The 23,580-nt window shown below is 69.6% G+C and carries 25 protein-coding genes and 1 riboswitch; of the genes, 13 read left to right on the top strand and 12 right to left on the bottom strand.

Translation table 11 applies throughout. The features are described 5' to 3' along the window. Positions 1-46: 46 nt before the first annotated feature. Together ACFWX1_RS38505 and ACFWX1_RS38500 are read right to left on the bottom strand one after the other, a co-directional pair. Entirely contained in the window at positions 47-1,645 is a 1,599-nt protein-coding gene (locus ACFWX1_RS38505) for an FAD-dependent monooxygenase (RefSeq protein ID WP_378394781.1), read from the bottom strand. A gap of 4 nt (positions 1,646-1,649) precedes the next feature. Then, positions 1,650-2,612 (bottom strand): MBL fold metallo-hydrolase, encoded by a 963-nt coding sequence (locus tag ACFWX1_RS38500; protein WP_378394780.1) that lies wholly within the window; start codon positions 2,610-2,612, stop codon positions 1,650-1,652. A 101-nt stretch (positions 2,613-2,713) separates the two neighbouring features. Here ACFWX1_RS38500 and ACFWX1_RS38495 point away from each other — a divergent pair, with 101 nt between their 5' ends. Continuing rightward, positions 2,714-3,244 (top strand): MarR family winged helix-turn-helix transcriptional regulator, encoded by a 531-nt coding sequence (locus tag ACFWX1_RS38495; RefSeq protein WP_378394779.1) that lies wholly within the window; start codon positions 2,714-2,716, stop codon positions 3,242-3,244. Position 3,245: 1 nt separating this feature from the next. On the opposite strand, the gene ribA is transcribed toward ACFWX1_RS38495, so the two are convergent. Then, complete coding sequence (gene ribA / locus ACFWX1_RS38490) at positions 3,246-3,878, bottom strand: GTP cyclohydrolase II (RefSeq protein ID WP_378394778.1); 633 nt, start codon at positions 3,876-3,878, stop codon at positions 3,246-3,248. A gap of 53 nt (positions 3,879-3,931) precedes the next feature. On the opposite strand from ribA, the gene ACFWX1_RS38485 reads away from it, so the two are divergent. Together ACFWX1_RS38485 and ACFWX1_RS38480 are read left to right on the top strand one after the other, a co-directional pair. Further along, on the top strand, positions 3,932-4,420 hold the full coding sequence (locus tag ACFWX1_RS38485) for a MarR family winged helix-turn-helix transcriptional regulator (protein WP_378394777.1): 489 nt from the start codon (positions 3,932-3,934) through the stop codon (positions 4,418-4,420). Positions 4,421-4,429: 9 nt separating this feature from the next. Then, a complete protein-coding gene (locus ACFWX1_RS38480) occupies positions 4,430-5,059 on the top strand; it encodes a LysE family translocator (protein ID WP_378394776.1) in 630 nt (209 codons plus the stop codon). Positions 5,060-5,075: 16 nt separating this feature from the next. Here ACFWX1_RS38480 and ACFWX1_RS38475 read toward each other — a convergent pair whose 3' ends face one another. Together ACFWX1_RS38475 and ACFWX1_RS38470 are read right to left on the bottom strand one after the other, a co-directional pair. Continuing rightward, positions 5,076-6,143 carry a cobalamin-independent methionine synthase II family protein gene (locus ACFWX1_RS38475; protein ID WP_378394774.1) on the bottom strand — a complete coding sequence of 356 codons (1,068 nt, stop codon included), beginning with the start codon at positions 6,141-6,143 and terminating at the stop codon, positions 5,076-5,078. Positions 6,144-6,286: 143 nt separating this feature from the next. After that, positions 6,287-7,405 (bottom strand): FAD-dependent oxidoreductase, encoded by a 1,119-nt coding sequence (locus ACFWX1_RS38470; RefSeq protein ID WP_378394773.1) that lies wholly within the window; start codon positions 7,403-7,405, stop codon positions 6,287-6,289. 282 nt (positions 7,406-7,687) lie between these two features. Here ACFWX1_RS38470 and ACFWX1_RS38465 point away from each other — a divergent pair, with 282 nt between their 5' ends. Next, positions 7,688-7,948: a DUF3040 domain-containing protein gene (locus tag ACFWX1_RS38465; RefSeq protein WP_378394772.1), complete on the top strand. Its 261-nt coding sequence runs from the start codon at positions 7,688-7,690 to the stop codon at positions 7,946-7,948. Positions 7,949-7,997: 49 nt separating this feature from the next. After that, a complete protein-coding gene (locus tag ACFWX1_RS38460) occupies positions 7,998-9,035 on the top strand; it encodes a DNA polymerase IV (RefSeq protein WP_378394771.1) in 1,038 nt (345 codons plus the stop codon). Positions 9,036-9,039: 4 nt separating this feature from the next. On the opposite strand, the gene ACFWX1_RS38455 is transcribed toward ACFWX1_RS38460, so the two are convergent. Continuing rightward, positions 9,040-9,726 (bottom strand): MSMEG_1061 family FMN-dependent PPOX-type flavoprotein, encoded by a 687-nt coding sequence (locus tag ACFWX1_RS38455; RefSeq protein WP_378394770.1) that lies wholly within the window; start codon positions 9,724-9,726, stop codon positions 9,040-9,042. Between the two features lie 30 nt (positions 9,727-9,756). After that, entirely contained in the window at positions 9,757-10,731 is a 975-nt protein-coding gene (locus ACFWX1_RS38450; RefSeq protein ID WP_378394769.1) for a PDR/VanB family oxidoreductase, read from the bottom strand. Positions 10,732-10,800: 69 nt separating this feature from the next. Here ACFWX1_RS38450 and ACFWX1_RS38445 point away from each other — a divergent pair, with 69 nt between their 5' ends. Next, on the top strand, positions 10,801-11,454 hold the full coding sequence (locus tag ACFWX1_RS38445; protein ID WP_378394768.1) for a TetR/AcrR family transcriptional regulator C-terminal domain-containing protein: 654 nt from the start codon (positions 10,801-10,803) through the stop codon (positions 11,452-11,454). On the opposite strand, the gene ACFWX1_RS38440 is transcribed toward ACFWX1_RS38445, so the two are convergent. Beyond that, positions 11,451-12,167 carry a TetR/AcrR family transcriptional regulator gene (locus ACFWX1_RS38440; RefSeq protein WP_378394767.1) on the bottom strand — a complete coding sequence of 239 codons (717 nt, stop codon included), beginning with the start codon at positions 12,165-12,167 and terminating at the stop codon, positions 11,451-11,453. The two genes, ACFWX1_RS38445 and ACFWX1_RS38440, sit on opposite strands and share 4 nt — an antisense overlap. Positions 12,168-12,252: 85 nt before the next feature. Here ACFWX1_RS38440 and ACFWX1_RS38435 point away from each other — a divergent pair, with 85 nt between their 5' ends. The 4 genes from ACFWX1_RS38435 to ACFWX1_RS38420 all read left to right on the top strand — a co-directional run bounded on the left by ACFWX1_RS38435 (position 12,253) and on the right by ACFWX1_RS38420 (position 15,993). Continuing rightward, the gene (locus tag ACFWX1_RS38435; RefSeq protein WP_378394766.1) at positions 12,253-13,149 is read left to right on the top strand and encodes a diiron oxygenase; all 897 of its coding nucleotides are present in this window, start codon (positions 12,253-12,255) and stop codon (positions 13,147-13,149) included. A gap of 108 nt (positions 13,150-13,257) precedes the next feature. Beyond that, positions 13,258-14,007 (top strand): BPL-N domain-containing protein, encoded by a 750-nt coding sequence (locus ACFWX1_RS38430; protein ID WP_378394765.1) that lies wholly within the window; start codon positions 13,258-13,260, stop codon positions 14,005-14,007. A gap of 31 nt (positions 14,008-14,038) precedes the next feature. Continuing rightward, positions 14,039-14,117: riboswitch (S-adenosyl-L-homocysteine riboswitch) on the top strand. Between the two features lie 125 nt (positions 14,118-14,242). Further along, on the top strand, positions 14,243-15,703 hold the full coding sequence (ahcY, locus tag ACFWX1_RS38425; RefSeq protein WP_378394764.1) for an adenosylhomocysteinase: 1,461 nt from the start codon (positions 14,243-14,245) through the stop codon (positions 15,701-15,703). Positions 15,704-15,837: 134 nt separating this feature from the next. Next, the gene (locus ACFWX1_RS38420; protein WP_378322475.1) at positions 15,838-15,993 is read left to right on the top strand and encodes a hypothetical protein; all 156 of its coding nucleotides are present in this window, start codon (positions 15,838-15,840) and stop codon (positions 15,991-15,993) included. Positions 15,994-16,051: 58 nt separating this feature from the next. Here ACFWX1_RS38420 and ACFWX1_RS38415 read toward each other — a convergent pair whose 3' ends face one another. From ACFWX1_RS38415 to ACFWX1_RS38400, 4 genes are all read right to left on the bottom strand, one after another. After that, the gene (locus ACFWX1_RS38415; protein WP_378394763.1) at positions 16,052-16,711 is read right to left on the bottom strand and encodes a cation transporter; all 660 of its coding nucleotides are present in this window, start codon (positions 16,709-16,711) and stop codon (positions 16,052-16,054) included. Next, positions 16,708-17,046, bottom strand: a complete 339-nt coding sequence (locus ACFWX1_RS38410; protein WP_378394762.1) for an ArsR/SmtB family transcription factor — start codon at positions 17,044-17,046, stop codon at positions 16,708-16,710. The genes ACFWX1_RS38415 and ACFWX1_RS38410 overlap by 4 nt, the downstream gene beginning before the upstream one ends. Before the next feature lie 314 nt (positions 17,047-17,360). After that, positions 17,361-17,573 (bottom strand): hypothetical protein, encoded by a 213-nt coding sequence (locus tag ACFWX1_RS38405; RefSeq protein ID WP_378394761.1) that lies wholly within the window; start codon positions 17,571-17,573, stop codon positions 17,361-17,363. Between the two features lie 272 nt (positions 17,574-17,845). After that, on the bottom strand, positions 17,846-18,745 hold the full coding sequence (locus ACFWX1_RS38400; protein WP_378394760.1) for a Ku protein: 900 nt from the start codon (positions 18,743-18,745) through the stop codon (positions 17,846-17,848). Between the two features lie 205 nt (positions 18,746-18,950). Here ACFWX1_RS38400 and ACFWX1_RS38395 point away from each other — a divergent pair, with 205 nt between their 5' ends. From ACFWX1_RS38395 to ACFWX1_RS38385, 3 genes are all read left to right on the top strand, one after another. Next, the gene (locus ACFWX1_RS38395) at positions 18,951-19,616 is read left to right on the top strand and encodes a TetR/AcrR family transcriptional regulator (RefSeq protein ID WP_378394759.1); all 666 of its coding nucleotides are present in this window, start codon (positions 18,951-18,953) and stop codon (positions 19,614-19,616) included. Between the two features lie 43 nt (positions 19,617-19,659). Then, the gene (locus ACFWX1_RS38390; protein WP_378394758.1) at positions 19,660-21,393 is read left to right on the top strand and encodes an ABC transporter ATP-binding protein; all 1,734 of its coding nucleotides are present in this window, start codon (positions 19,660-19,662) and stop codon (positions 21,391-21,393) included. A 76-nt stretch (positions 21,394-21,469) separates the two neighbouring features. Next, positions 21,470-23,491 carry an ABC transporter ATP-binding protein gene (locus ACFWX1_RS38385; RefSeq protein ID WP_378394757.1) on the top strand — a complete coding sequence of 674 codons (2,022 nt, stop codon included), beginning with the start codon at positions 21,470-21,472 and terminating at the stop codon, positions 23,489-23,491. The last annotated feature ends 89 nt before the right edge of the window (positions 23,492-23,580 follow it).

Genomic DNA, 23,580 nt, shown 5'->3' with positions numbered 1-23,580 from the left:
CAGCCCGGCCGCATGATTCGCGCCCCTCGACCGGCGGTATAGGCCGTTATACACCCGTCGTTCGGCGGACCGGACTGTCCGAAGTGGACGAATGGCCGTGCGCGCGGCGGAGGACGGGCACGAGTTCACCCGCGGCGACAGCGACGGCGGCGACGTGGGCGTCCGGCCGGATCACCCAGGTCTCGCCGGGACGTGCGCCGAGCGCGGCCGTCGTCTCCGGGTCGAGCAGGCGGACCCCGACCGGCGACGCCGTGCTCGCCGCGGCCGCCGAACGCAGCTCGGCGATGTCCGCGCCGGGAGCCGCGAGTAGCAGGAACCCGGTTCTCGCGAGCGCACGCAGCCGTTCCCCGCCGGGCATCACGACGTCCGGGACGAGCATCCCTGGTCCCGCGGCGGGAAGCGTCCCCCGCGGCGGGCGTCCGCCGAAGGGCCGCGCCGGATCCGGGGTGGTCAGCGGAGATCCGGTGTACCAGAACGGTTCGGCGAGCCGCCCGGAGTCGACCTCGGCGTGCGCGCCCGGATCACGCGTGGCGCGGTCCAGCACGTCGAGGCGGCGGGCCCGCTGCTCCGGCGTCCGCGGCACGAGAAAGTCCATCGTCGCGCTGGTGACCGCGAGGTTCTCCATCGCCGCCGCGTGCCGTTCGTCGTGGTAGCTCTCCAGCAGCCCCGGCCCCGCCCAGCCACGCAGGACGTAGGCGAGTTTCCACGCCGCGTTCTCCGCGTCCGCGACCCCGGAGTTGAGCCCGCGCGCACCGAACGGCGACATCAGGTGCGCGCAGTCCCCCGCCAGGAGGACGCGGCCGGCCCGCATCCGGTCGGCGACCCGGGAATGGAAGCGGTACACCGATTTCCAGGCGATCTCGTACGGCCGGTCGCCGATGATCGCGCGCACCCGCGCGTCGAGCCTGCCGTCGCCTTCCTCGGCGCCGAGGTCGTAGTCGCCGGGCACCTGCCAGTCGATGCGGAAGTGCCCGCCGGGGCACGGGTGGATGAGCACCTGCCGCCCCGGGTTCCACGGCGGGTCGAAGTAGAACCGCCGTTCGGTCGCCCAGCCTTCGAGCTCGGCGCGGATGTCGCAGATGAGGAACAGATCGTCGAAGGACTGCCCGTCGAAGCCGACGCCGAGCATCCGCCGGACGTCGTCGCCGCGGGCACCGGCACACGCGACGGCGTACTCCGCGTCAATCCGGCTTGGGCCGCCCGCGGTCTCGCACCGGATGCCCACGCCGTCCACCGACTGCTCGATGCCGGTGACCCGATGGCCCCAGTGCACGTCGATGAGCGGCTGCGCGGCGATCCGCTCGTCGAGGATTTCCTCGGTACGGGACTGGGAAAGGTTGACGAACGGCGGGAGCCGCGTGTCGGGGCTGGGCAGCCGGTAGGAGAACAGCTCACGGTCGCGGTAGAACGTCCGGGCCGTGGTCCACGTGACGCCCTCCGCCGCGACGGCCTCGCCCGCGCCCACCGCCGCCCAGATGTCGAGGACGTCGCGCTGCTGGCAGATCGCCTTCGAGCCGACGAGATCCCGGGCGGGACGGCGGTCCAGCAGGACCACCGGGATCCCCCACCCGGCCAGCAGCAGCGCGGTCGTCTGCCCGACCGGCCCGTTGCCCAGCACCGCGACACGCGCGGTCACGGTGTCCACGGCCCTAGTCCTGCAGCTGGTCCCAGACCTCCCGGTCCCGCTCGGCCGTCCACACCACGGGCCGCTCGATCCCGGAGAGCTCGTCCCACAGCCGCGAGACGTCGAAAGGCAGGCAGTGCTCGAAAATCGGCCAGTGCCCGTAGCCGTCGACGAGGGCGGCGCGGGTGCGCTCGAAGGCCTCCTTGAGCGTCCCGCCGCGCTCCTGGACCGCGCCGACCTCGCGGATCATCACAGTCAGGAAATGCCGCGTCTGCGCGATCGCCGCGTCCACCGCGTCCCGGCCCCGGCTCACCCCGCCCCGGCCGCCGATGAGCACCTCGGCGCCGAACGCCGCGACCTTGTCCAAAGTGGACGAAGACCAGTCGCGATGGAAGGCGTCCCCGGTGTACAACGCGGCCTCGGCCTCGACGAGGTCGCCGGCGTAGAGGATCTTCTGCCGGGGCAGCCAGGCGACGATGTCGCCCTCGGTGTGCCCGCGCCCGCAGTACTGGAGCACCAGGTCGCCCCGGTCACCGCCGAGGTCGATGGTGAGCCGGTCGGAGAAGGTCAGCGTCGGCCAGGTGAGCCCTGGCACCGATTCCGCGCCCTTCGCCAGCCGCGGCATCCGGCCGAACTCGCTCTCCCAGTCCTCCTTGCCGCGCTCGGCGACCAGGGCGCGGGTGTTCTCGTGCGCGACGATCACCTCGGCGTCGAACGCGGACGCGCCGAGCACCCGTACCGCGTGATAATGCGAAAGAACCAGATACCGCACGGGTTTGTCGGTGTGCTCGCGCAGTTTCGCGAGCCATTCGGCCGCGGCGACCGGCGTCGCGAGCGCTTCGAAGCAGACGAGGAAGTCCTCGCCCTCGATCGCCCCGATGTTGGGGTCTCCCTCGGCCGTGAGCGCGTACACGCCGTCGGCGAGCACCTCGAGCGTCTGCTGCTTCTCGCCGAGGTCCGCCGAGGAGGCGAAGGCCTTCTTGGTCATGACGAGCACTCCCTCGTACTAGTCAAAGGTTTGACCATTCTCGGTGCCAGGCTAGCCCCGCACCCCCGCCGGAGGGAAGACCTTTGGCTTAGCCTGTGCGGATGACCGAGGAACCGGCCGAGCTCGACTACCTCTCGTTCGTGGACTACGCGGTCGAGAAGACCCACGGCGAGCTGCCCGCGATCGACCCCGCCGCGATGCGTCTCGGGCTGACCCTGCACCGGCTGGTCAGCGCGCTCGTCTACGACTGGGAATCGACCGTGCACCGCCCGCGCGGGTGGAGCTGGGCGGGTTTCCGGGTGCTGTTCGTGCTGTGGCTGGCGGGGCCGCTGGAGGCCCGGCACGTCGCCCGGCTCTCCGGAATGAGCCGGGCCGCGGTGTCCGCGCTGGTCAACACGCTGGAGCGGGACGAGCTGGTCTTGCGAACCCCGGCCGAGCACGACCGCCGCGCGGTGCAGCTGAGTCTCACCGACGCGGGGCACGACGCCGTCGTCGGCGCGTACCAGGACCACAACGCGCGCGAACGGGCCTGGGCCTCGTCGCTGACCGAACAGGAGCAGACCGTCCTCATCGGACTGCTGGAGAAACTGACCACCGGTTCCGCGGCCGCGGCGGCGAAACGGCGATCGTGATTCAGCTGGCCAGTCCGGGCAGCGTAAGACTGTGGCCGGTCTGTTCCGCCTTCGCCCGCAGGTAGCGGACATTGCTCTCGGTCGCGAACACCCCGGTCGGCACACATTCGCGCAACGCGATCCCCGCGGCCCGCAACTGCTCGGCCTTGTCGGGGTTGTTCGACAGGAGATCCACTCGCGTGACGCCGAGCGCGCGCAGCATCTGCGCGGCGACGGTGTAGTCGCGGGCGTCCTCGGGCAGGCCGAGCGCGGTGTTCGCCGCGTAGGTGTCGAGCCCTTCGTCCTGCAGCGCGTACGCGTCGAGCTTGTTGTAGAGCCCGATGCCCCGGCCTTCCTGCCGGAGGTAGAGCAGATAACCGCCGGTCTCGGAGATCCGCGCGACCGCCTCGCGCAGCTGCGGGCCGCAGTCGCACCGCGCCGACCCGAAGACGTCGCCGGTCAGGCACTCGGAATGGATCCGCACCAGCGGGACGTTGTCCCCGGGAGTACCGAACGCGAACGCCAGATGCTCCGCGCCGTCGACGAGCCCGTGAAAGGTGACGGCTTCGCCCTCGGCCTCGAAACCGGCGAAGCGCAGCGGAATTCGCACCCGGGTCCGGACCTCGGCGACGGTGTCGGCGCTGTCAGCACTCATGATCGAACCCTACAGCTTTGTTCAAATTCGAACAACAAGTTACTATTGACACCATGGGCGATGTGCGCGGGCTCACCGAACGCGAACTGGAGACCTGGCAGGGTTTCCTCGCGGCGAGCACGCTGCTCACCCGGCTGGTCGAACAGCAGCTCAAGGACGACGCCGGGCTGTCACATCCCCAGTACGAGGTGCTCGCGCGGCTCGCGGCGGCGGACGGCTGCCTCCGGATGACCGAGCTGGCGGGCGCCGCGCTGACGTCCAAGAGCGGGCTGACGTATCAGGTCGCGCAGCTGGAGAAGGCGGGGCTGGTCGGCCGCCGGTCCTGTGCCGGGGACGACCGCGGCGTGATCGCGTTCCTCACCGACCGCGGCAGGGCGGAACTGCGGGCGGCGGCCGCCGGGCACGCGGCGCTGGTCCGCGAGCTGTTCGTCGACGGGCTCACCGAAGAGCAGTTTTCCGGACTGCGCAAGGGAGTCCAGGCCCTGCGCGCGCACCTGGGAGACAGCGGAAAACCGGTCGGCGCACAGACCGCGGATCGGTAGGATCCGGGCATGGTCTCCGCCGCCACCGCGTTGTCGTTCGCGCTCGTCGTCCTGCTCGGTGCCATGCTCCCCGGCCCGGATTTCGTGGTCGTGACGCGAAGTTCCCTCGTCGGCGGGCGCCGCGCGGGCATCGCCGCCGGGATCGGGATCGCGTGCGGGGTCTTCGCCTGGGTGGTGGCGATCGCCTTCGGCGTGGCCGCGGTGCTGGCCGCCTCGGCGGCGGCGTTCACCGTGGTGAAGCTGATCGGCGCGGCCTACCTGATCTTCCTCGGCGTCAAGGCGTGGCTCGCCGTCCGCCGTGGCGACTATCAGGAACTTCGCGAGAACGGCCCGAAAAAGCTCACCACGTGGGCGGGGTTCCGCCAGGGCCTGCTGACCAATCTGCTCAACCCGAAGGTCGCGGTCTACTTCCTGGCGCTGGTCCCCCAGTTCCTCCCGCGGTCGGCGTCGACGGCGCAGGTCCTCGAACTCGCCGTCCTCGCCCTCGCCTCGACCGTGGCGTGGTTCATGACGCTCGCGGTCGTGGTCGGCCTGCTGCGCCGGTTCCTCACCAGGGCCAGGGTCCGGCGCGCGCTGGACGCCGTGATGGGCTCGCTGCTCGTCGCGCTCGGCGTCCGGGTCGCCGCCCAGAGCGCCTAGCGCGACGAGCGAACGGTCAGCCCACGCCGAGGGTTTCGGCGGCCTGGCGGGTGCCTTCGACCCTGGCCGCGATCTTCGCGAACGCCGTGTCCCGCGACGTCGAAACGTCATCGGCGAACGGCGAGAAACCACAGTCGTCACAGGTGCCGAGCCGGTCCACCGGGATGTGCCGCGCCGCCGCGAGCACCCGGTCGCGGACCTCCTCGGCGGTCTCGACCCGCGGATCGATCGGATCGGTGACGCCGACGAAGACCCGCTGATCCGGCCGCAGGTGCTCGGCGATGATCCGCAGTGCCTTCTCGGGGTCGTCCTCGCTGGCGAGCTGGACGTAGACCCGGCCGACGTTCAGCCGGAACAGCGTCGGCAGCAGCCCGGAGTAGTCGACGTCGAGGCTGTGCACCGAATCCTGGTCCCCGCCGGGGCAGGTGTGCACGCCGATCCGCTGCCGCTCCTGCTCGGTGAACCGCTCGAGCACCTGGTTGTTCAGCTCGACGAACGACCGCAGCAACTCGCCCGAGGGGTCCAGCTTCAGCGAAAGACGTCCCTCGGTGAAGTCGATCTGGACGCTGTCCGCGCCCGCGTCGAGGCTGCGCCGGATGTCGGCCGCGGCCTCGTCCACCAGATCGGCCACGAACTGGTCGTGGCTGTAGCCCTCGATCCCGTCCGGCGGGTAGATCAGCCCGATCGCCGACGCCGCGATCACCGCCTGCTTCACCGGCTTGCCGGTCAGTTTCTTCGCCCGCACAAGGTATTCGTCCGCATAGGTCTGGTACCGGAAGGGCCCGGCCGTCAGCTTCGGCAGCTGACGGGTGTGCCCATCGGCGAACGGGATGACGACCCCGTCCGGCGCCAGCGAGTCCGATCCCGCCAGCGGATAGGTCGCGAAGCTCGGCTTCCCCTGCTCGCCGTCGGTGAGCACCGGGGAGCCGGTCTCCTCGAGGCGGCCGATCGTTTCGGCCAGCGCCTTGGCTTCCAGCTCGGCCAGGGCGTTCGCGTCGATCCGGCCGGCGGCGAAGTCACCGAGCCCGGACACGAGGTAGGCGGGCCGCGGGATGCTGCCGATGGGTTCGGTGGGAATGGTCAAGGATCCTCCAGTGGATGTCGCCCGGCGCCGGATCACAGCTGGTCACCAATCCCGCACAAATTACCGTGCGGAAAGGGTTTTCCCGGGTTCCCGCCACCAGTACCGCCCATCCGGACGAATTCGAGCGCTCGACCGGCCTGCCGTCAGGCCGATTTCGGAACGTAGGCGGGGAGGGCGTCGAGGCTGTGGCGAACGGCTTCGGCGCCATACTCGAACATCTGCCGCTCGTAGTCGCCGACCGCAGCGAGGAGGTCCTGACGTCCCTCGGCGGCCTCGATCAGGCGACGGCGCAGCAGATCGGCGTCACGCAGCGCGGTGTTCGCGCCGTTGCCGCCGGTCGGGGAAGTGGCGTGGATGGCGTCGCCGAGCAGCGTGACCGGACCGGGTGCCCAGCGCTCGCCGGGCTCGACCACCCGGATGGACAGCAGGGTGCTGTTGTCCGGGTCGGCCTCCTCGATGAGCGCCCGCAGCTCCGGATGCCATCCCGCCATCCTGGACAACGCGGCTTCCTGCGGGGTCAGGTCGCTGAGCGAGCCGTCCGGCGGCAGGATCATGGCCCAGCGCACGTAGTCGCGGATATCGGGGAGCGTCACCTCGGGCGCCAGCTTCTCGGCCGCCTCCTTCGGCGGAGTACGGAACCGCATCGCGCCGAGCAGCAGGCTCACCCCGTCCCCGGCGATCTTCCCGCCATAGGCCCGGGACAGTCCGGCGAAGCGGTCGGACAGCGGCGTACGGCCGATGACGAACCGGACACCAGTGTCGGCCGGGGTGGTCCCCGGTGACAACACCGAGCGGACCGCGGAATTGACTCCGTCCGCGCCGACGAGCAGGTCGGCGGTGGCCGCGCCACCGTGTGCGAACCGGGCTTCGACAGTGCCTTCGTCCAGTACGTCGTAGCCGGTCAGCGCGGCTCCGGTGTGCACCGTGAGCCCGGTCAGCAGCAGACACCGGAGCACGTGCCGGTCGACCACGATCCCGCTCTTGGCGGGCCCGAGCTCGCCGATCTCATTCAGCCGCGGGTCCAGGGCCAGCCGCTCGACGTAGGCGTCACTGACCACCTCGTCCAGCAGCGGGTGCAGGCGCGGCGGCAGACAGCTTCGCAGCGCCTCGAACCCCACCGGGTTCAGCACGAGCCGGTAGCCCTGGAACCGCGCGGTGATCGCCGGGTCCCGCTCGTACACCTCGGCCTCGATCCCGGCACCACGCAGACCCTGCGCCAGGCACAGACCTCCCAGGCCGGCACCGACGACGGAAACTCGCATCCCTACCTCCAGAACTGGTCTCTCGAACGCGGCTCAGGCGACTGGGCAGGGTCAGGAAACCGACTTGACGAACTTAGTTCGTGTTGACGATCTAAGTTCTACTGGAGGACTCGGCGCGCGTCAAGCCGATAGTGATCCACACCCCGGGCATCTGCCGCCCACCACCCCCGAAAGTGTCCATTGTGGACCGACGAGCCGAATAGGGCGTTATACGGTTATTTCCCCTCGCGGGTGGGTATTCCCCAGGTGACTGCCGGGTCCGGCGCCGAAGGAGGCTACGCGATGCTCAGCCGTCACGACCGCCACGAGCTGGACAAGATCGAGCACTGGTTCGAGACGACCGATCCGGAGCTCGCGGAGATGCTGCGGTCGGCGAAGCCCGCGGCGTCGCGGCGGCTGACGGCCCTGGCGATCGCGCTCGGCGCGGCGGCCCTCGTACTGCCGGTCGTGGGCGTGCTGACCTCCACGGTCCCGCTCATCCTGTACGCCGTCCCGGCCGCGGGCGGCGCGATCTGGGCCTACGCCGCGCGACGCCATCGCTGACCCGGGCTCCGGGTGCGCCGGGGGCGGGCGCTCCCGCACACTGGACCGCGTGTCCGCCACCGCCTGGGTCCTGCACTTCGACCTCGACCAGTTCATCGCCGCGGTCGAGATCGCGCGTCATCCCGAACTGCGCGGCCGCCCGGTGGTCGTCGGCGGCACCGGCGACGTGACCGAGCGGGCCGTCGTGGCGACCGCGTCGTACGAGGCGCGGGAGTTCGGGATCCAGTCCGGAATGCCCCTGCGGACCGCGGCGAAGCGCTGCCCGGAAGCCGTTTTCCTGCCGGCCGACGCGCCCGCGTACGAGGAGGTGTCGGAGCGGGTGATGGCGGTGCTGCGCGAGTTCCCGGTGGTCGTCGAGGTGCTCGGCTGGGACGAGGCGTTCCTCGGCGCGGTCACCGACGAGCCCGAAACGCTCGCGGCCGACGTCCGCAGCGCCGTCGCCGAGCGGACCGGTCTGTCCTCTTCGGTCGGGATCGGCGACAACAAGCTGCGCGCGAAACTCGCCACCGGATTCGGCAAACCGGCCGGGATTTTCCGGCTCACGCAGGAGAACTGGTGGGACGTGATGGCCGAGCGCCCCACCGACGCGCTCTGGGGTATCGGCCGCAAGACCGCCAAGAAGCTCGCGGAGGCCGGCCTGCACACGGTGCTGGATCTCGCCGGGGCCTCCCCCGGTGACCTCGCCGCGCGGTTTGGCCCCCGGCTCGGCCCGTGGTACCGGCTGCTCGCCGGCGGAATCGGCGACGCCGAGGTCACCGCGACGCCGTGGGTGGCCAAGTCCCGCAGCCGCGAAACCACCTTCCAGCAGAACCTGACCGACCCCGGCGCCGTGGCGGCCGAGGTGGCCACGCTGGCCCAGCGTGTCGCCGAGGACGTGTCCGAAGAGGGCAGACCGGCCGCGCGCGTCGCGGTCAAGGTGCGCTTCGCCCCGTTCCTGACCCACACGCACAGCGTCACCCTGCCCGAGCCGACCGCCGACGCCGCCGAGATCGAGCGCGCGGCCGGGACGGTGCTGGCGATGTTCGAGCTCACCAAACCGGTGCGGCTGCTCGGCGTCCGCGCCGAGTTCCCTGTCGTGACCGATTAGCTGGTCAGTAGAGCTCGGTGCGGTAGGCGTGTTCGAGGAGCCCGTCCAGCCCACGGGCCTGCTCGCCGAGGACGCGCTCCATCTTCCCGGCGTTCTCCGCGACGTTCAGCGAACTGAAGGTGCCGCCCACCGTCACCGCGTCGGCCAGACCACGCTTGTCACCCTCCCAGAGCTTCGCGCGGATCAACGCCTTGCCGCACTGGCCGAACACCTCGCGCACCCGCACGATCGTGGCCAGTACGGCGGGTTTGCCGTCGGCGCCGAGCCGCTCCAGCAGCCCGGGGTCGTCGGTGACGAACGCGTCGCCGTTGACACGCAGGGTTTCGCGCAGCCCCGGGACCAGGAACACCATGCCGACACCCGGATTGCGGGCGAGGTTCTCGAAGGTGTCCGCGGACTTGTTGCCTGGCCGGTCCGGGATGGCCAGTGTCCACGGGTCCAGGACGCGCACCGCGCCCGGCGGATCGCCTTTCGGGCTGGTGTCCAGGTGCCCGGCCTCGTCGGAACTGGCGAGGACGAAGAACGTGCTGTGCGCGATGAACCGCATGGCGAACTCGCCGAGGCACGGTTCCTTCTTCTCCGCGATGAACGGGGCCGGGTGACCGATGATCTCCCGCACCCTGGCCATGTCGATGGGCCGGTAGTCGTCGGCCGCCGTACGAACGGGAGCGCTGTCGAGGTCGGCACTCATCGCAATTCTCCTTATCGCTACTGGGTTTCGTCAGAGGTCGAGGACCAGCCGCTGGCCGAGCGCCCGCGACACGCACGGGTACATCACGTCGCCGGAGACGCGGTCGTCCCCGGAGAGGATGTCGTCGCGGTGATCGGGTTCGCCGTCGAGCACCCGGGTTTCACAGATGCCGCAGATGCCTTCCCGGCAGGACCCGGTCACCGGCAGGCCTTCCTCCTCCAGCACACCGAGCACGCTGCGGTCGGCGGGGACGGTCACCGTCCGGTCCGACCGGGCGCACCGCACCTCGATCGCGGTGTTCGGTCGCGCCGGTTTGGGACGGGCCTTGAACCGCTCCGCGTGCACGACATCGGGACCCCAGTGCGCGGCGCCCTCCTCGACCGCGGTCAGCAGCCGTTCCGGGCCGCACACGTAGATCTCCGTGCCGGGCCGCGGCCGGCCGAGCCACTCGCCCAGCGGGATCCGGCCCGCCCGGTCTCCCGGGTAGAGCCGCACCCGGTCCCCGTAAGGCCGGAGTTCGCCGAGAAACGCCATCGAATCCGCGGCCCGGCCGCCGTACACGAGTTGCCACGGCACTCCCCCGGCCTCGGCTTCGGCCACCATCGGGAGGATCGGCGTGATCCCGATCCCGCCCGCCACGAACAGATACGCCGCCGCGGGGCCGAAACCGAAGTTGTCCCGCGGCCCGCGCACGCGCACCGGCTGGCCGGGACGGAGGAACGCGTGCACGTACTCCGATCCGCCCCGGCTGTTCCGCTCGCGCAACACGCCGATGCGATAGCAGGACCTGTCCCCGGGCGATCCGCACAGCGAGTACTGCCGGGAAATCCCCGTCGGCAGCACCAGTTCGAGGTGCGCGCCGGGACGCCACGGCGGCAGCTCGCGCCCGTCCGCGGCACACAGCTCGACCGAGACCACGCCGATGGCCTCCCAGCGCAGCTGGCGCACGACCATCGCCAGCCCGGTCTCTTCGGTGCGTGCCCGCACCGGAGCCACACTCGTCATGACCACTCCAAAAATTACGTTAACAACGTTATCGCTCGTGAATTCCAATGTAGTGATATCATCGTTAACGTGTCAACGAGCGCCGCTGGAGCGGAGACGAGGAGCAAGGCCCGGGTACGGGCGGAGACGGTGGCGCGCGCCGCGCTCGCACTGGTCGGCACCGACGGGCTGGACGCGCTGACCATGCGCAAGCTCGCCACCGGCCTCGGCGTGCAGCTTCCGACGATCTATCGCCTGTTCGACGGCAAGCAGGCCCTGCTCGACGAGATGGCCGAAACGATCACGGCCGATCTGTCCGGCAGGCTCCGCTTCGAGAGCGACGAGTGGGCGGAGAACATCGCGGCGCTCGCCCGGGAATTCCGCGAGGTCCTGCTGGCGCAGCGGGACGGGGCCCGCATCGTCGGCGGCAGCTACGTGACGAAGCAGCACACGATGTCCGTCGCCGACCGCACGCTGGCGATGCTCGAGGCCGCGGGCTTCGGCGAGGAAACCGCGCTCTGGGCACTCACCACGATCTTCAGCTTCATCCTCGGCGAGACGCTCGAACAGCAGGGCGCGAGCGGCACCGAAACCGAAACGCTCACCGCGGCGCTGGACACCACGACCTACCCCCGCCTCTCGGCCACGACGGTCGGCCGGTTCCTCGACTTCGACGCGCGCTTCGAGTTCGGGCTGCGCGTCCTGGTGGCCGGACTGCGCGCGGAACTCGGCGAAGGCGCTTAATCCATCCCGTCGGGCAGCGGCAGCGGCTGGTCGGGGTCGAGTTCGACGCCGCGGGTGCGCAACGTGTGGTCGAGCATCGCCCAGATCGTGCCGGACAGCTGCTCGGACAGCTCGGCCTTGGTCAGTTCACCCGGATGGTCGAGCCACCGGGTGGTGGCCGATTCGACGTACCCGACCAGGCCGAAGGCGACCGTGTCCGCCGGGGCGGTGTCGAGCCCGAACGCCGCGAGGTACCCGGCGAAGAGCTTGCTCAGGTGCAGCGCGATCGCGGAGCGGATGTCGGGCAGCGCGCCGGTTTCCCCGCTGCTGCGCACCGTCCGCAGCAGGTAGCGGTGCAACTGGGCGTGCTCGGTGAGCCAGCGCAGATGGGTGCCGATGGCGGCGGCGATCATCTCCCGCGGTGAGCCCTGGGGGCGCCACAGCGGTGCCAGTTCGGCGGTCACCAGCTCGGCGGCGCGCTGGGCGATGGCGCGCTGCAGGTCGGACGCGTCGGCGAAATGCCGGTACAGCCGCGTGCGGGCGACGCCGGCGCGCTCGGCGATCTGCTCCGTCGACACGCCGGGGCCGTGTTCGGCGATCGCCTCGAGCGCCGCCTCGACGAACTCGGCCCGCCGCCGCTCCTGCTGCCCCGCCCAGCGGGCCGCCCGTCCGTCGACCTTGTTCGCGGCGGGCTTCGGGACGGGCTTCCTGGTGTTCGCGGCGGGCACAGCCATGGGACAAGCCTACTCACCGGCCCCGGGACGGGTGTACGCTGCGGAGGTACCTAGTACGTCGCGTACCCCATACTTGGAGATCGCCATGGCCGTCGAGATCCAGCCCCAGGATCGGGATGTCACCGCCGCGCGCCTGCTGAAAAGCTCGGTGAAGAACTCGTACGACCCGTACGTCGACATCGACTGGGACGCCCCGCTCGTCGACGGCAAGGCGTTCATGCCACTGGAACGAGTTTCGCTGTACGGCACGCCGCTGTGGGACAGGCTGACGCCGGAGCAGCGCATCGAACTGTCCAAGCACGAGATCTCCAGCATCATGAGCGTCGGGCTGTGGTTCGAGATCGTGCTGATGCAGCTGCTCGCCCGCTACGTCTACAACCTCGACGCCCGCACCGAGCACGCGCAGTACGCGCTCACCGAGATCGGGGACGAGACCCGGCATTCGGTGATGTTCGCGCGGACGGCCGAACGGCTCGGCGTGCCCCGCTACGGCGTTCCCGAGATCGTGCGCAGGCTGGGCAAGGTCTTCGCCGCCACCGCCGCCGGGCCGTCGATGTTCGCCGCGGTGCTGGTGGCCGAGGAGACCACCGACCGGCTGCAGCGGTCCATGATGGACGACGACGGCATCCAGCCGCTGATCCGCGCGGTGAACCGGATCCACGTGGTCGAAGAGGCCCGCCACGTCCGGTTCGCGAAGGAGGAGGTGCTGCGGACGGTGCCGCGGCTGTCCCGTTCCGGCCTTCGCTGGCATCGCGCCCGCACCGCCCTGGTCTCCTACGGCGTCGTCGACACCCTCGTCGACCCGCGCGTCTATCGCAGCGTCGGGATCGATCCCCGGGAGGGCCGGGCCGCCGCGCTGGCCAATCCGCACTTCCGCGAGACCCGCCGGTGGATGGCCGAGAAGATCGTGCCGTTCCTGCGGGACGCGGGGCTCATCGGCGGGCGGTCCGAACGGATCTGGCGCGGCGCGTATCTCCTTTGACCGGCCTGGATCCGGCGCGGCCGGGGTGCACCGGAAGAGGCCTTCAGCACACCACGGACTCACCACCGCGCGGCTAGCCTTGACGCACTGTCCCCTGTGGAGGTGGCCGTGCGAAGACGGACTCTGCTCATCGGCGCCGGTGCCGTCGTGGCCGCCGGCGGGCTCGGCTGGGCCGGGGTCGCCGGCTTCACGTCCGACGACCGTCCGCTCGCCCTCGTCTACCGCGGCCCGGCCGCCTGCGAGGGCTGCGCCGAGGCCGTCGCGACGTTGCTGCGGGGCACCACCACGCCGTTGCGAGTCGAGTACTGCGGGCCGGGCGAAGCGACACCACTCACCCGTGCCTCGCTCGACAAGGCCGTCCTCTACGCGCAGCCCGGAGGCGGCAGCCTGGACGACGGCTGGCGGAAGATGCGCCGCTACGCCGACGACATCCGTGGCTGGGTCGCCGACGGCGGCCGCTACGTGGGCTTCTGCCTCGGCGGTTACCTCGCCGGGGCCACCCCGGGGTTCAACCTGCTGCCCGGCGACACCGACCAGTACATCGCCTCCCGCAAGGCCAGCGTGCGCACCACGCAGGACACCGTGGTGACGGTGTCCTGGCGCGGCCGGGACCGGACGGTGTACTTCCAGGACGGCCCGGAGTTCAAGCTGCGCCCCGGTTCGGGCGCGAACGTGCTCGCCACCTACGACACCGGAACCCCGGCCGCGGTCGTCGTCGCCCACGGGAAGGGCCGGGTCGGCGTGGTCGGGCCCCATCCGGAGGCGGACGCGACCTGGTACCGCTCGGCGAAGCTCGCGATGCCCGGCGGCGGGGAGGGCGACCTCGGCCGCGATCTGGTCGAGACGACGCTGGCTTGACACTCCCCGGCGGCTTTGCCACTCTGGTTTCCGGGCCGAGAGGCGCTGCGACGGAATTCTTTCCGCCACGCTCGGCCCACGATCACGACTCCCAAGGGCGCCTCCTGAACTCAGGAGGCGCCTTCGTGCATTCGAGACAAGAAAAGCACTGACCCGCCCCTGAGCGGGCATTTCCGTCCTGCGCGGGAATGCCCTGATTCCTCCTGCCCTTGTCCAGCCGAGAAGAGAGCGAGAAATGAGCGAGAAACTGCGGGAGATCAACGGAATCGACTTCGCCGTCGCGGATCTGGCACTGGCCGGGGCCGGCCGGATCCAGCTGCGGCTCGCGGAACACGAGATGCCCGGCCTGATGGCCATCCGCGAGGAGTACGCCGCCGCGCAGCCGCTCAAGGGCGCCCGGATCGCGGGTTCGCTGCACATGACGGTGCAGACCGCGGTGCTGATCGAGACGCTGGTGGCGCTCGGCGCCGAGGTCCGGTGGGTTTCGTGCAACATCTTCTCGACCCAGGACGAGGCCGCCGCGGCCGTCGTCGTCGGGCCCGACGGCACCCCGGACCGTCCACAAGGGACTTCGGTGTTCGCCTGGAAGGGCGAGACGCTCGACGAGTACTGGTGGTGCACCGACCAGCTTTTCCGGTTCCCCGGCGGGAAGACGCCGAACATGATCCTCGACGACGGCGGTGACGCGACACTGCTGGTCCACAAGGGAGTCGAGTTCGAGGCGGCGGGCGCGGTCCCCCAGGCCGGCGACGACGAACCCGAGGAGTACCGGATCATCCTGCGCACGCTGGCCGAAAGCCTGGCCGCCGACGGGCAGCGGTTCACCCGCATGGCCGCCGAAATCCGCGGTGTCACCGAGGAAACCACCAACGGCGTCAAGCGGCTCTACAAGCTGGCACGCGACGGTGAGCTCCTGTTCCCCGCGATGAACGTCAACGACTCGGTCACGAAGTCCAAGTTCGACAACAAGTACGGGATCCGGCACTCGCTCGTCGACGGGCTCAACCGCGCCACCGACGTCATGATCGGCGGCAAGCAGGTCGTCGTGTGCGGCTACGGCGACGTCGGCAAGGGCGCGGTGGAGGCGTTGCGCGGACAGGGCGCGCGTGTCGCGGTCACCGAGATCGACCCGATCTGCGCGCTCCAGGCGTCCATGGACGGCCTCGACGTCGTCGAACTGGACGACGTCCTCGAACGCGGTGACATCTTCATCACCACCACCGGCAACTTCAACATCATCATGGCCGACCAGCTGGCCCGGATGAAGCACAACGCGATCGTCGCCAACGTCGGGCACTTCGACAACGAGATCGACATGGCCGGGCTGGCGAAGATCCCGGGCATCGTCAAGACCGAGATCAAACCGCAGGTGCACGAATGGCGCTTCCCTGACGGGCACGCGATCATCGTGCTGTCCGAGGGCAGGCTGATGAACCTCGGCAACGCCACCGGTCACCCGTCGTTCGTGATGTCGAACTCCTTCACCAACCAGGCGATCGCGCAGATCGAGCTGTTCAGCAAGCCGGGCCAGTACAGCACCGAGGTGCACCGCCTGCCGAAGCAGCTCGACGAGAAGGTCGCGCGGCTGCACCTCGACGCGCTCGGCGTGAAGCTGACCAAGCTCACCAAGGAGCAGGCCGACTACATCGGTGTCGACGTCGAAGGCCCGTACAAGCTGGAGCACTACCGGTACTGAGCGAGATTGCGCCGAATGCCGCACCGGCTGCTCCGAACGGCGCGTTTCCCTTGCGGTGCGGCGGAAACCCTCCTTCCACGCGCCCGTCCGGGACCCCTTCCCGGGCGGGCAGTGAGGAGAAGGAGCGTGACGACGTGATCATCCTCGGTGTGATCCTGCTGGTCGTGGGATTCGTGACCGGCATCCAGGTGCTCTGGACGATCGGCATCATCCTCGCGGTGGCCGGCGCCGCACTGGCCGTGCTCGGCGCGACCGGGCGGCAGATCGGCGGCCGCGCGCACTGGTACTGACCCGCGCCCCGCGCACTACCCGGTGCCGAGCGCCCCCATCGTGGCGCTCGGCACCGGGTCAGCAGCAGTGCTCGCCGCGCCAGGCGGTCCTGCCCTCCCTGACCGCGACGACGGCGATCGCCAGCGCGACCACCGGATCCGCCCACCACCAGCCGAACAGCCCATTCAGCAGCAGACCGGCCAGCAGCACGCCGGAAAGCCCGGTGCAGAGCAGTGTCTGCCGGGAATCGGCGACCGCGCTCGCGGAACCGAGTTCGCGGCCCGCACGGCGTTGCGCGGCCGAAAGCAGCGGCATCACCGCGAGCGAGACGGCGGCCAGCACGATCCCGGTGACCGACGGCCGGGCCTCCCCCGCCCCGGCGAACGTCCGGACCGCGTCCACGGTGACGTAGCAGGCGAGCCCGAAGAAGGACAACGCGATCACCTTGAGCGCCAAGCGTTCCCGCGCTTCCGGGTCCCGTCCGGAGAACTGCCAGGCGACTGCGGTGGCAGACGCCACCTCGACCACCGAGTCGAGCCCGAAACCGATCAGCGCCGCCGAAGACGCCCGCGATCCGGCGATCAGCGCGACCATCGCCTCGACGACGTTGTAGCCGATCGTCGCCGCCACGAGCAGCCGGATCCGGCGGACGAGCACCGCCCGGCGGTCCACGGTGAGTACGCGGGACTCCCCCGCGCAGCACCCGTCCGGGCAGCCTCCGGCGGGCGCGGGGATCACGCGTCACTCCCGACGCGGTCCTCGTCGGCACAGTCGTCGGCGGGCTCGACGGCGAGCACGACCTGGACGAGTTCACGCAGCGCGCGGGCCAGATGCGCGTCGGCGAGTTCGTACCGCACCGAACGGCCCTCGTAGCTCGCCACCACGAGCCCGCAGCCCCGCAGGCAGGACAGGTGGTTGGAGACGTTCGACCGGCTCAGCTCCAATTCGGCGGCCAGCCTGCCGGGATAGCGGGGCCCGTCCAGCAACGCCGTCAGGATGCGGCAGCGCGTCGGATCGGCCAGTGCGCGGCCGACGCGGGTCAGCGCGGCCTCTCGGGTCTCACAGGTCACCACGCGCTGAACAATACAGCCCACACTGACCTATCGGGTCCAGTGGCCCGCCGGAAATTAAAGGGTCCTCCGGCTCCGAGGGGGAGGGAGAGCCGAAGGACCCCGTTAGTGGTAGCACATCGCCGAGGCGGTGTACACGCGGACTTACACGATCGGGTAAGGAATTCGGCCTCGTCGGACCACAAGGGACACAGCGGATGCTCCCCCGCGGCAGGCTGTCGGCGCGGGGCACCGAAATCGTTTACCCCGCCCGGGATCCGGCCGCGACAGCATCGAGGGGCGCCCCGCGCGGGGAGCGCCCCTCGATGGCGGGAGGCTCAGGATGCTTGGGACAGCACGATTTCCGTGTGCTGTTCGACAACGCAGCCGCAGGCCGCGTCGAGGGTGTGGCAGTCGATGATCAGGGCGTGCCGCACGCGATCGTCATCGGTGCAGCCGTCGTCCGTGCATTCGGCGAATCCGCCGTCCGGATGCACGACCAGTGTGCCGTGACAGTGGTCGATACCGGCGGTACAGGACGCACAGTCCATGATGCTGTTCCGCCTTCCGTGTCCTGCGGGCTTCCGCGATCTTGCTCGATTCGACCCGACTGCTTCTTGGTACCACCCGGGGAGGCCAGAGTCTGGCATACGCACGGCGTGTCGCCGTCACCGGTCCGGCACTCCCCGTGAACACCCTGGTCAGCGCTTCGCCCCGCACGGACGGCCCGCACGGGGGCATCCCGGGCGGCGTTCAGCGGCCGGACAGCCTTCCGGAGTCCACTTCGGACGACACGCGTACCCAGGCGGACGACACGACGGTGTCAGGCGCTCTTCGGGGAACGGCGTGCCCGCGACGCGGCGGGCTTCTTCGCGGTTTTCGGCTCCGCTTCGGACTTTCCGGACGCCTTGCGCACCGCGGGTTTCCGCGCGGGGGCGGGTTTGCGCGACTTCTTCGCCGCGTTCACGCTCGCCTGCAACGCCGACATCAGATCGACCACGTCGGCCTTCGCCGCGACCGGGCCGGGTTTCGCGGTCTCGTTCCCCGCGACCTTCGCCTCGATCATCGATTCGAGCGCTTCGCGGTAGCTGTCCGAGTACTTCTCCGCCTCGAAGACCGGTTCCGACAGCGAGTCGATGAGCGACCCCGCCATGGTGATCTCCTGCGCGCGCACCTGCGGGAGATCCTCGTGCAGGAACGGGAAATCCGGGGTGCGGACCTCGTCGGGCCACAGCATCGTGGTCATCACCAGGACGTCGTCGTGCACGCGGAGCACGGCCAGGCTCTCCCGCTGCCGGACGGCGACCTTCGCGATGGCCACGTGACTCGCCTTCTGCAGCGCGTCACGCAGGACGACGTACGGCTTCACCGCGTTCTTCTGCGGCTCCAGGTAATAGGTCTTGTCGAACTGGATCGGGTCGATGGACTCCATCGGCACGAATTCGAGGACGTCGATCATGCGCTGGGTGGGCAGCGGCAGATCGGCCATGTCGGCGTCGGTGAGCACCACCATCTCGCCGTCGGGCAGCTCGTAGCCCTTGGCGATCTCGGCGTAGGGCACCTCCTGCCCGTCCACCGTGCAGAACCGCTTGTACTGGATCCGCCCGCCGTCGGCCTCGTGCACCTGCCGCAGGGAGACGTTCTTGTTCTCGGTGGCCGCGTACAGCTGGATCGGGATGCTGACCAGCCCGAACGACACCGAGCCCTTCCACATCGCCCGCATGCCCGCACCTCCGCCGATCGCAGAACCCGTACTCACGCTACGTAACAACCGTAACCCGAAACGCCCACCCGCGACAGTCCGGCGGAGGGTGTCAGCCTTCTTCCAGCGTGCCCACCGCGACCGGAGAACCGCCCGAAAGCCTGCCCGATTCGTGCGTGTCGCGCAGATTTTTGCGCGGCACGCAACTTTTGGCTACGCTCGCCGCATGCCATCCGAATCCCGGTCGCAGCCCGGCCTGCGCGAACGCAAGAAGCAGGCGGCCCGTCGCGCGCTGAGCGAAGCGGCGCTGCGCCTCGCGGTCGAGCGCGGTCTGGACCAGGTGAAGGTCGAGGACATCGCGGCCGAAGTGGGCGTCTCCCCGCGCACGTTCAACAACTACTTCTCGTGCAAGGAGGAGGCCGTCTGCGAGTTCGTCGTCGCGCGCCAGCACCGGGTCCGCGACGCGCTGCTGGCGCGTCCGGCGGAGGAACCGCTGTGGGAGGCGATCACCGGCGCGGTGCTCGAGCAATATTCGCGTGACGGCGAACCCGATCGGGCCTATGTTTCCCGGGTCCGCGCGCTGATGGGGCACGCCGCGCTGCGAGGAGAGTTCCTCAAGGCACACCACACGGTCGAACGCCTTCTCGCCGACGCCATCATCGAACGGGCCGACGCCGACGCCGAGGACGAGTTGTACGCCCGTCTGCTGGCCGGGGCGGTGGAAAGCGCGGTCCGGCTCGCCTTCGTCGAATGGTTCACGTCGGACCAGCAACTGTTCCTGCCGACGCTGACCCGGCTCCTGGCGGAACTGTCGGCGGGTTTTCCCACGCTCACCACCACTTCCGGCCGCCGGACCACCGACCGGGAAAGCACCACCGCACTGTCCTCTTAGAACGACCCGAACGACAACACCACCACTGGGGGGAGTCACCGTTGTGCTGATCAAGCTCCTGCGCAGTCATCTGCGCCCGTATCAGGGCGTCCTGTGGCTGGTCGCACTGCTTCAGCTCATCCAGACGCTGGCCGGGCTCTACCTGCCCACGCTCAACGCCGACATCATCGACCACGGCGTGGTCGACGGGAACATCGGCTACATCCTGGGCGTCGGCGGCGTGATGCTGCTGGTCTCGCTGGTCCAGATCGCCGCCTCGCTGGGCGCGGTCTACTTCGGCGCGCGCACCGCGATGGCGCTCGGCAGGGACGTCCGGTCCGCGGTCTTCCACCGGGTGCAGGACTTCTCCGCCCGCGAGGTCGGCCAGTTCGGCACGCCGTCGCTGATCACGCGCACCACGAACGACGTCCAGCAGGTGCAGATGCTGACGCTGATGACGCTGACGATGATGCTGTCCGCGCCGATCATGTGTGTCGGTGGCATCATCATGGCGCTCAACCAGGACGTCACGCTGTCCTCGTTGCTGCTGGTCATCGTCCCGGTGCTGGCCATCGCGGTCAGCGTCATCGTGGCGAAGATGCGGCCCGCCTTCCGGCTCATGCAGGAACGGCTGGACCGGATCAACCAGGTCCTGCGCGAGCAGATCATGGGTATCCGGGTGATCCGCGCGTTCGTCCGCGACACCCACGAACGCGAGCGCTTCGCGAAGGCCAACGACGATCTGCTGACCGTGTCGCTGCGGGTCGGCAGGCTGATGGCGCTGATGTTCCCGATCGTGATGCTGGTGATGAACGCGTCCAGCGTCGCCGTGCTGTGGTTCGGCGGGCAGCGCATCGACTCGGGCAGCATGCAGGTCGGCGCGCTCACCGCGTTCCTGTCCTATCTGATGCAGATCCTGATGGCGGTCATGATGGCCACCTTCATGTTCATGATGGTGCCACGCGCGGAGGTCAGCGCCGAGCGGATCTCCGAGGTGCTGGACACCGAGCCGAGCGTGCGCCTGCCGGTCACGCCGATCCGGCCCGGTGCCGTGCACGGTCACCTCGAACTGACCGGGGTGGAATTCCGGTACCCCGGCGCGGAAAAGCCGGTGCTGTGCGACATCTCGCTGATCGGCCGTCCCGGTGAGACGACGGCGGTGATCGGCAGCACCGGCACCGGGAAGACGACGCTGCTCAACCTGATCCCCCGGCTGATGGACGCCACCGCGGGCACCGTGAAGGTCGACGGCGTCGACGTCCGCGACCTCGATCCGGCGGTACTGGCCTCCATCGTGGGATTCGTCCCGCAGAAGCCGTATCTGTTCGCGGGCACGATCGCGAGCAATCTGCGGTACGGCAATCCGGACGCCACCGACGAGGAACTGTGGCACGCGCTGGAAGTCGCGCAGGCCAAGGATTTCGTCGAGCAGAAGCCGGAGGGGCTGGACACGCCGATCGCGCAGGGCGGCACCAACGTCTCCGGCGGTCAGCGCCAGCGGCTGGCGATCGCCCGGATGCTCGTGCACAAGCCCGAGATCTATCTCTTCGACGACTCGTTCTCCGCGCTCGACTACGCCACCGACGCCGCGCTGCGCCGGGCGCTGGCGGCCGAGACCGCGGAAGCCACCGTCGTCATCGTCGCGCAGCGGGTCAGCACGATCCGGGGCGCCGACCGCATCATCGTGCTCGACGAAGGCCGGGTCGTCGGCACCGGAACCCACCACGAACTCATGGACGGCAACGAAACCTATCGGGAGATCGTGCTGTCGCAGCTGACCGAACAGGAGGCGGCATGAGCGACGCTTGCGAGCGAATCATCGACATCATGCGCCAAAAGGGATTAGACACTGTCTCGCGAAGCGAGGCCATCGCATGAGTACTACCGACTCCTCGGAGACTGCCAAGACCGAGGCGGGCGAGCGGCCGGCCGCGGCGCGGACGCACGGGAGCGCGCCCGGGACAGGGCCCAGCCAGAGCGGGCCCGGCAGGTTCATGTCCGGCGGTATGCCGCCGGAGAAGGCATTGGATTTCAAGGGTTCCTTCGCCCGGCTGCTGCGCCTGTTGCAGCCGCAGCGCGCGGCGCTCGTCGGGGTCCTCGTGCTCGGCGCGCTGAGCGTCGCGATGACCGTGATCGGGCCGAAGGTGCTCGGCAAGGCCACCGACCTCATCTTCGCGGGCGTGCTCGGCCACGACATGCCGGCCGGTCTCAGCAAGGAAGCGGTGATCGCCGGGCTGCGGGCCCACGGCGAAACCACCAAGGCCGACATGCTCAGCGGCGTCGACTTCGTACCCGGCGCGCCGATCGACTTCAGCAGGGTCGGCCAGGTGCTGCTGATCGTGCTGGGCCTGTTCGTCATCGCGTCGTTCTTCTCGCTGATCCAGGCGAGGCTGACCACCACGCTGGTGCAGCGCGCGGTGTTCGATCTGCGGCAGCAGGTGGAGTACAAGTTCGCGCGGCTGCCGCTGAAGTACTTCGACCGCCAGCCGCGCGGTGAGGTGCTGAGCCGGGTCACCAACGACATCGACAACCTGGCGCAGTCGCTCCAGCAGACGCTCGCGCAGATCGTGTCGTCGGTGCTGACGGTCATCGGCGTGCTGGTGATGATGTTCATCGTCTCGCCGCTGCTGGCGGTGATCGCGCTGCTGACCGTGCCGGCGTCGGTGTTCGTGGCGGCGAAGATCGGCAAGCGGGCACAGCCGCAGTTCATCAAGCAGTGGTCCACCACCGGGCGGCTCAACGCGCACATCGAGGAGATGTACACCGGGCACTCGCTGGTGAAGGTGTTCGGCCGTCGTGAACAGGCGCAGAACACGTTCATCGAGCACAACGACTCGCTGTTCGCCTCGAGTTTCAAGGCGCAGTTCATCTCCGGGATGATCCAGCCCGCGATGATGTTCATCGGCAACCTGAACTATGTGCTGGTGGCCGTGATCGGCGCGCTGCGGGTCACCTCGGGCGGCCTGTCGCTCGGGGACGTGCAGGCGTTCGTCCAGTACTCGCGGCAGTTCAGCCAGCCGGTCACGCAGATCGCGAGCATGGCGAACCTGCTGCAGTCCGGCGTCGCCTCGGCGGAGCGGGTCTTCGCGCTGCTGGACGCCGAGGAGCAGGAACCGGAACCCGCCGAGCCCGCGCGGCCGGAGGTCGTCCAGGGCCGGGTCGAGTTCCAGGACGTCTCGTTCCGGTACCTGCCGGACACGCCGCTCATCGAGAACCTTTCGCTCAGCGTCGAACCGGGTCACACGGTCGCCATCGTCGGCCCGACCGGGGCGGGCAAGACCACGCTGGTCAACCTGCTCATGCGGTTCTACGAGATCGACGGCGGCCGGATCACCCTCGACGGCGTCGACATCGCGAAGATGAACCGCGAGGAACTACGCGACAAGACCGGCATGGTGCTGCAGGACGCGTGGCTGTTCGGCGGCACGATCGCGGAGAACATCGCGTACGGCGCGGACAACGCCACCCGCGAGGAAATCGTCGAGGCCGCCAAGGCGACGCACGTCGATCGCTTCGTGCGTACCCTGCCGAATGGCTACGACACGGTGATCGACGACGAGGGCGGCACCGTCAGCGCGGGCGAGAAGCAGCTCATCACGGTGGCGCGGGCGTTCCTGGCGAAACCGGCGATCCTCATCCTCGACGAGGCGACGAGCTCGGTCGACACCCGCACCGAGGTTCTCATCCAGCGGGCGATGAACTCGCTGCGGGCGGGGCGGACGAGCTTCGTCATCGCGCACCGGCTGTCCACGATCCGGGACGCCGACGTCATCCTGGTGATGGAATCGGGCCGGATCGTCGAGCAGGGCGACCACGAAACCCTGCTGCTGACCGGCGGCGCGTATTCGCGGCTCTACGCCGCCCAGTTCGCCGAGGCGATGGCCGAAACGGACTGACCGGCAAGGGCGCGGGGTTTTCTTGGGTGGTGTGCGTGGGTTTGTGTGTTTTTTGTTTTGTCATTGTTTCGGCGGCCGCCGCTCCAAAT

The sequence above is a fragment of the Amycolatopsis sp. NPDC059021 genome (assembly GCF_042739895.1).
GTDB lineage: Bacteria > Actinomycetota > Actinomycetes > Mycobacteriales > Pseudonocardiaceae > Amycolatopsis.
Note: the sequence above shows the minus strand (reverse complement) of the source record. Positions and strands in the feature narration are given on the sequence as shown.

What these genes read in the sequence shown, in the direction of transcription:
- ACFWX1_RS38500 (WP_378394780.1), bottom strand. Translation starts at nt 2,612, where the DNA reads ATGACCAAGAAGGCCTTCGCCTCCTCGGCGGACCTCGGCGAGAAGCAG.
- ACFWX1_RS38495 (WP_378394779.1), top strand. Translation starts at nt 2,714, where the DNA reads ATGACCGAGGAACCGGCCGAGCTCGACTACCTCTCGTTCGTGGACTAC.
- ribA (WP_378394778.1), bottom strand. Translation starts at nt 3,878, where the DNA reads ATGAGTGCTGACAGCGCCGACACCGTCGCCGAGGTCCGGACCCGGGTG.
- ACFWX1_RS38485 (WP_378394777.1), top strand. Translation starts at nt 3,932, where the DNA reads ATGGGCGATGTGCGCGGGCTCACCGAACGCGAACTGGAGACCTGGCAG.
- ACFWX1_RS38480 (WP_378394776.1), top strand. Translation starts at nt 4,430, where the DNA reads ATGGTCTCCGCCGCCACCGCGTTGTCGTTCGCGCTCGTCGTCCTGCTC.
- ACFWX1_RS38470 (WP_378394773.1), bottom strand. Translation starts at nt 7,405, where the DNA reads ATGCGAGTTTCCGTCGTCGGTGCCGGCCTGGGAGGTCTGTGCCTGGCG.
- ACFWX1_RS38465 (WP_378394772.1), top strand. Translation starts at nt 7,688, where the DNA reads ATGCTCAGCCGTCACGACCGCCACGAGCTGGACAAGATCGAGCACTGG.
- ACFWX1_RS38455 (WP_378394770.1), bottom strand. Translation starts at nt 9,726, where the DNA reads ATGAGTGCCGACCTCGACAGCGCTCCCGTTCGTACGGCGGCCGACGAC.
- ACFWX1_RS38450 (WP_378394769.1), bottom strand. Translation starts at nt 10,731, where the DNA reads ATGACGAGTGTGGCTCCGGTGCGGGCACGCACCGAAGAGACCGGGCTG.
- ACFWX1_RS38440 (WP_378394767.1), bottom strand. Translation starts at nt 12,167, where the DNA reads ATGGCTGTGCCCGCCGCGAACACCAGGAAGCCCGTCCCGAAGCCCGCC.
- ACFWX1_RS38435 (WP_378394766.1), top strand. Translation starts at nt 12,253, where the DNA reads ATGGCCGTCGAGATCCAGCCCCAGGATCGGGATGTCACCGCCGCGCGC.
- ahcY (WP_378394764.1), top strand. Translation starts at nt 14,243, where the DNA reads ATGAGCGAGAAACTGCGGGAGATCAACGGAATCGACTTCGCCGTCGCG.
- ACFWX1_RS38405 (WP_378394761.1), bottom strand. Translation starts at nt 17,573, where the DNA reads ATGGACTGTGCGTCCTGTACCGCCGGTATCGACCACTGTCACGGCACA.
- ACFWX1_RS38400 (WP_378394760.1), bottom strand. Translation starts at nt 18,745, where the DNA reads ATGCGGGCGATGTGGAAGGGCTCGGTGTCGTTCGGGCTGGTCAGCATC.
- ACFWX1_RS38395 (WP_378394759.1), top strand. Translation starts at nt 18,951, where the DNA reads ATGCCATCCGAATCCCGGTCGCAGCCCGGCCTGCGCGAACGCAAGAAG.
- ACFWX1_RS38385 (WP_378394757.1), top strand. Translation starts at nt 21,470, where the DNA reads ATGAGTACTACCGACTCCTCGGAGACTGCCAAGACCGAGGCGGGCGAG.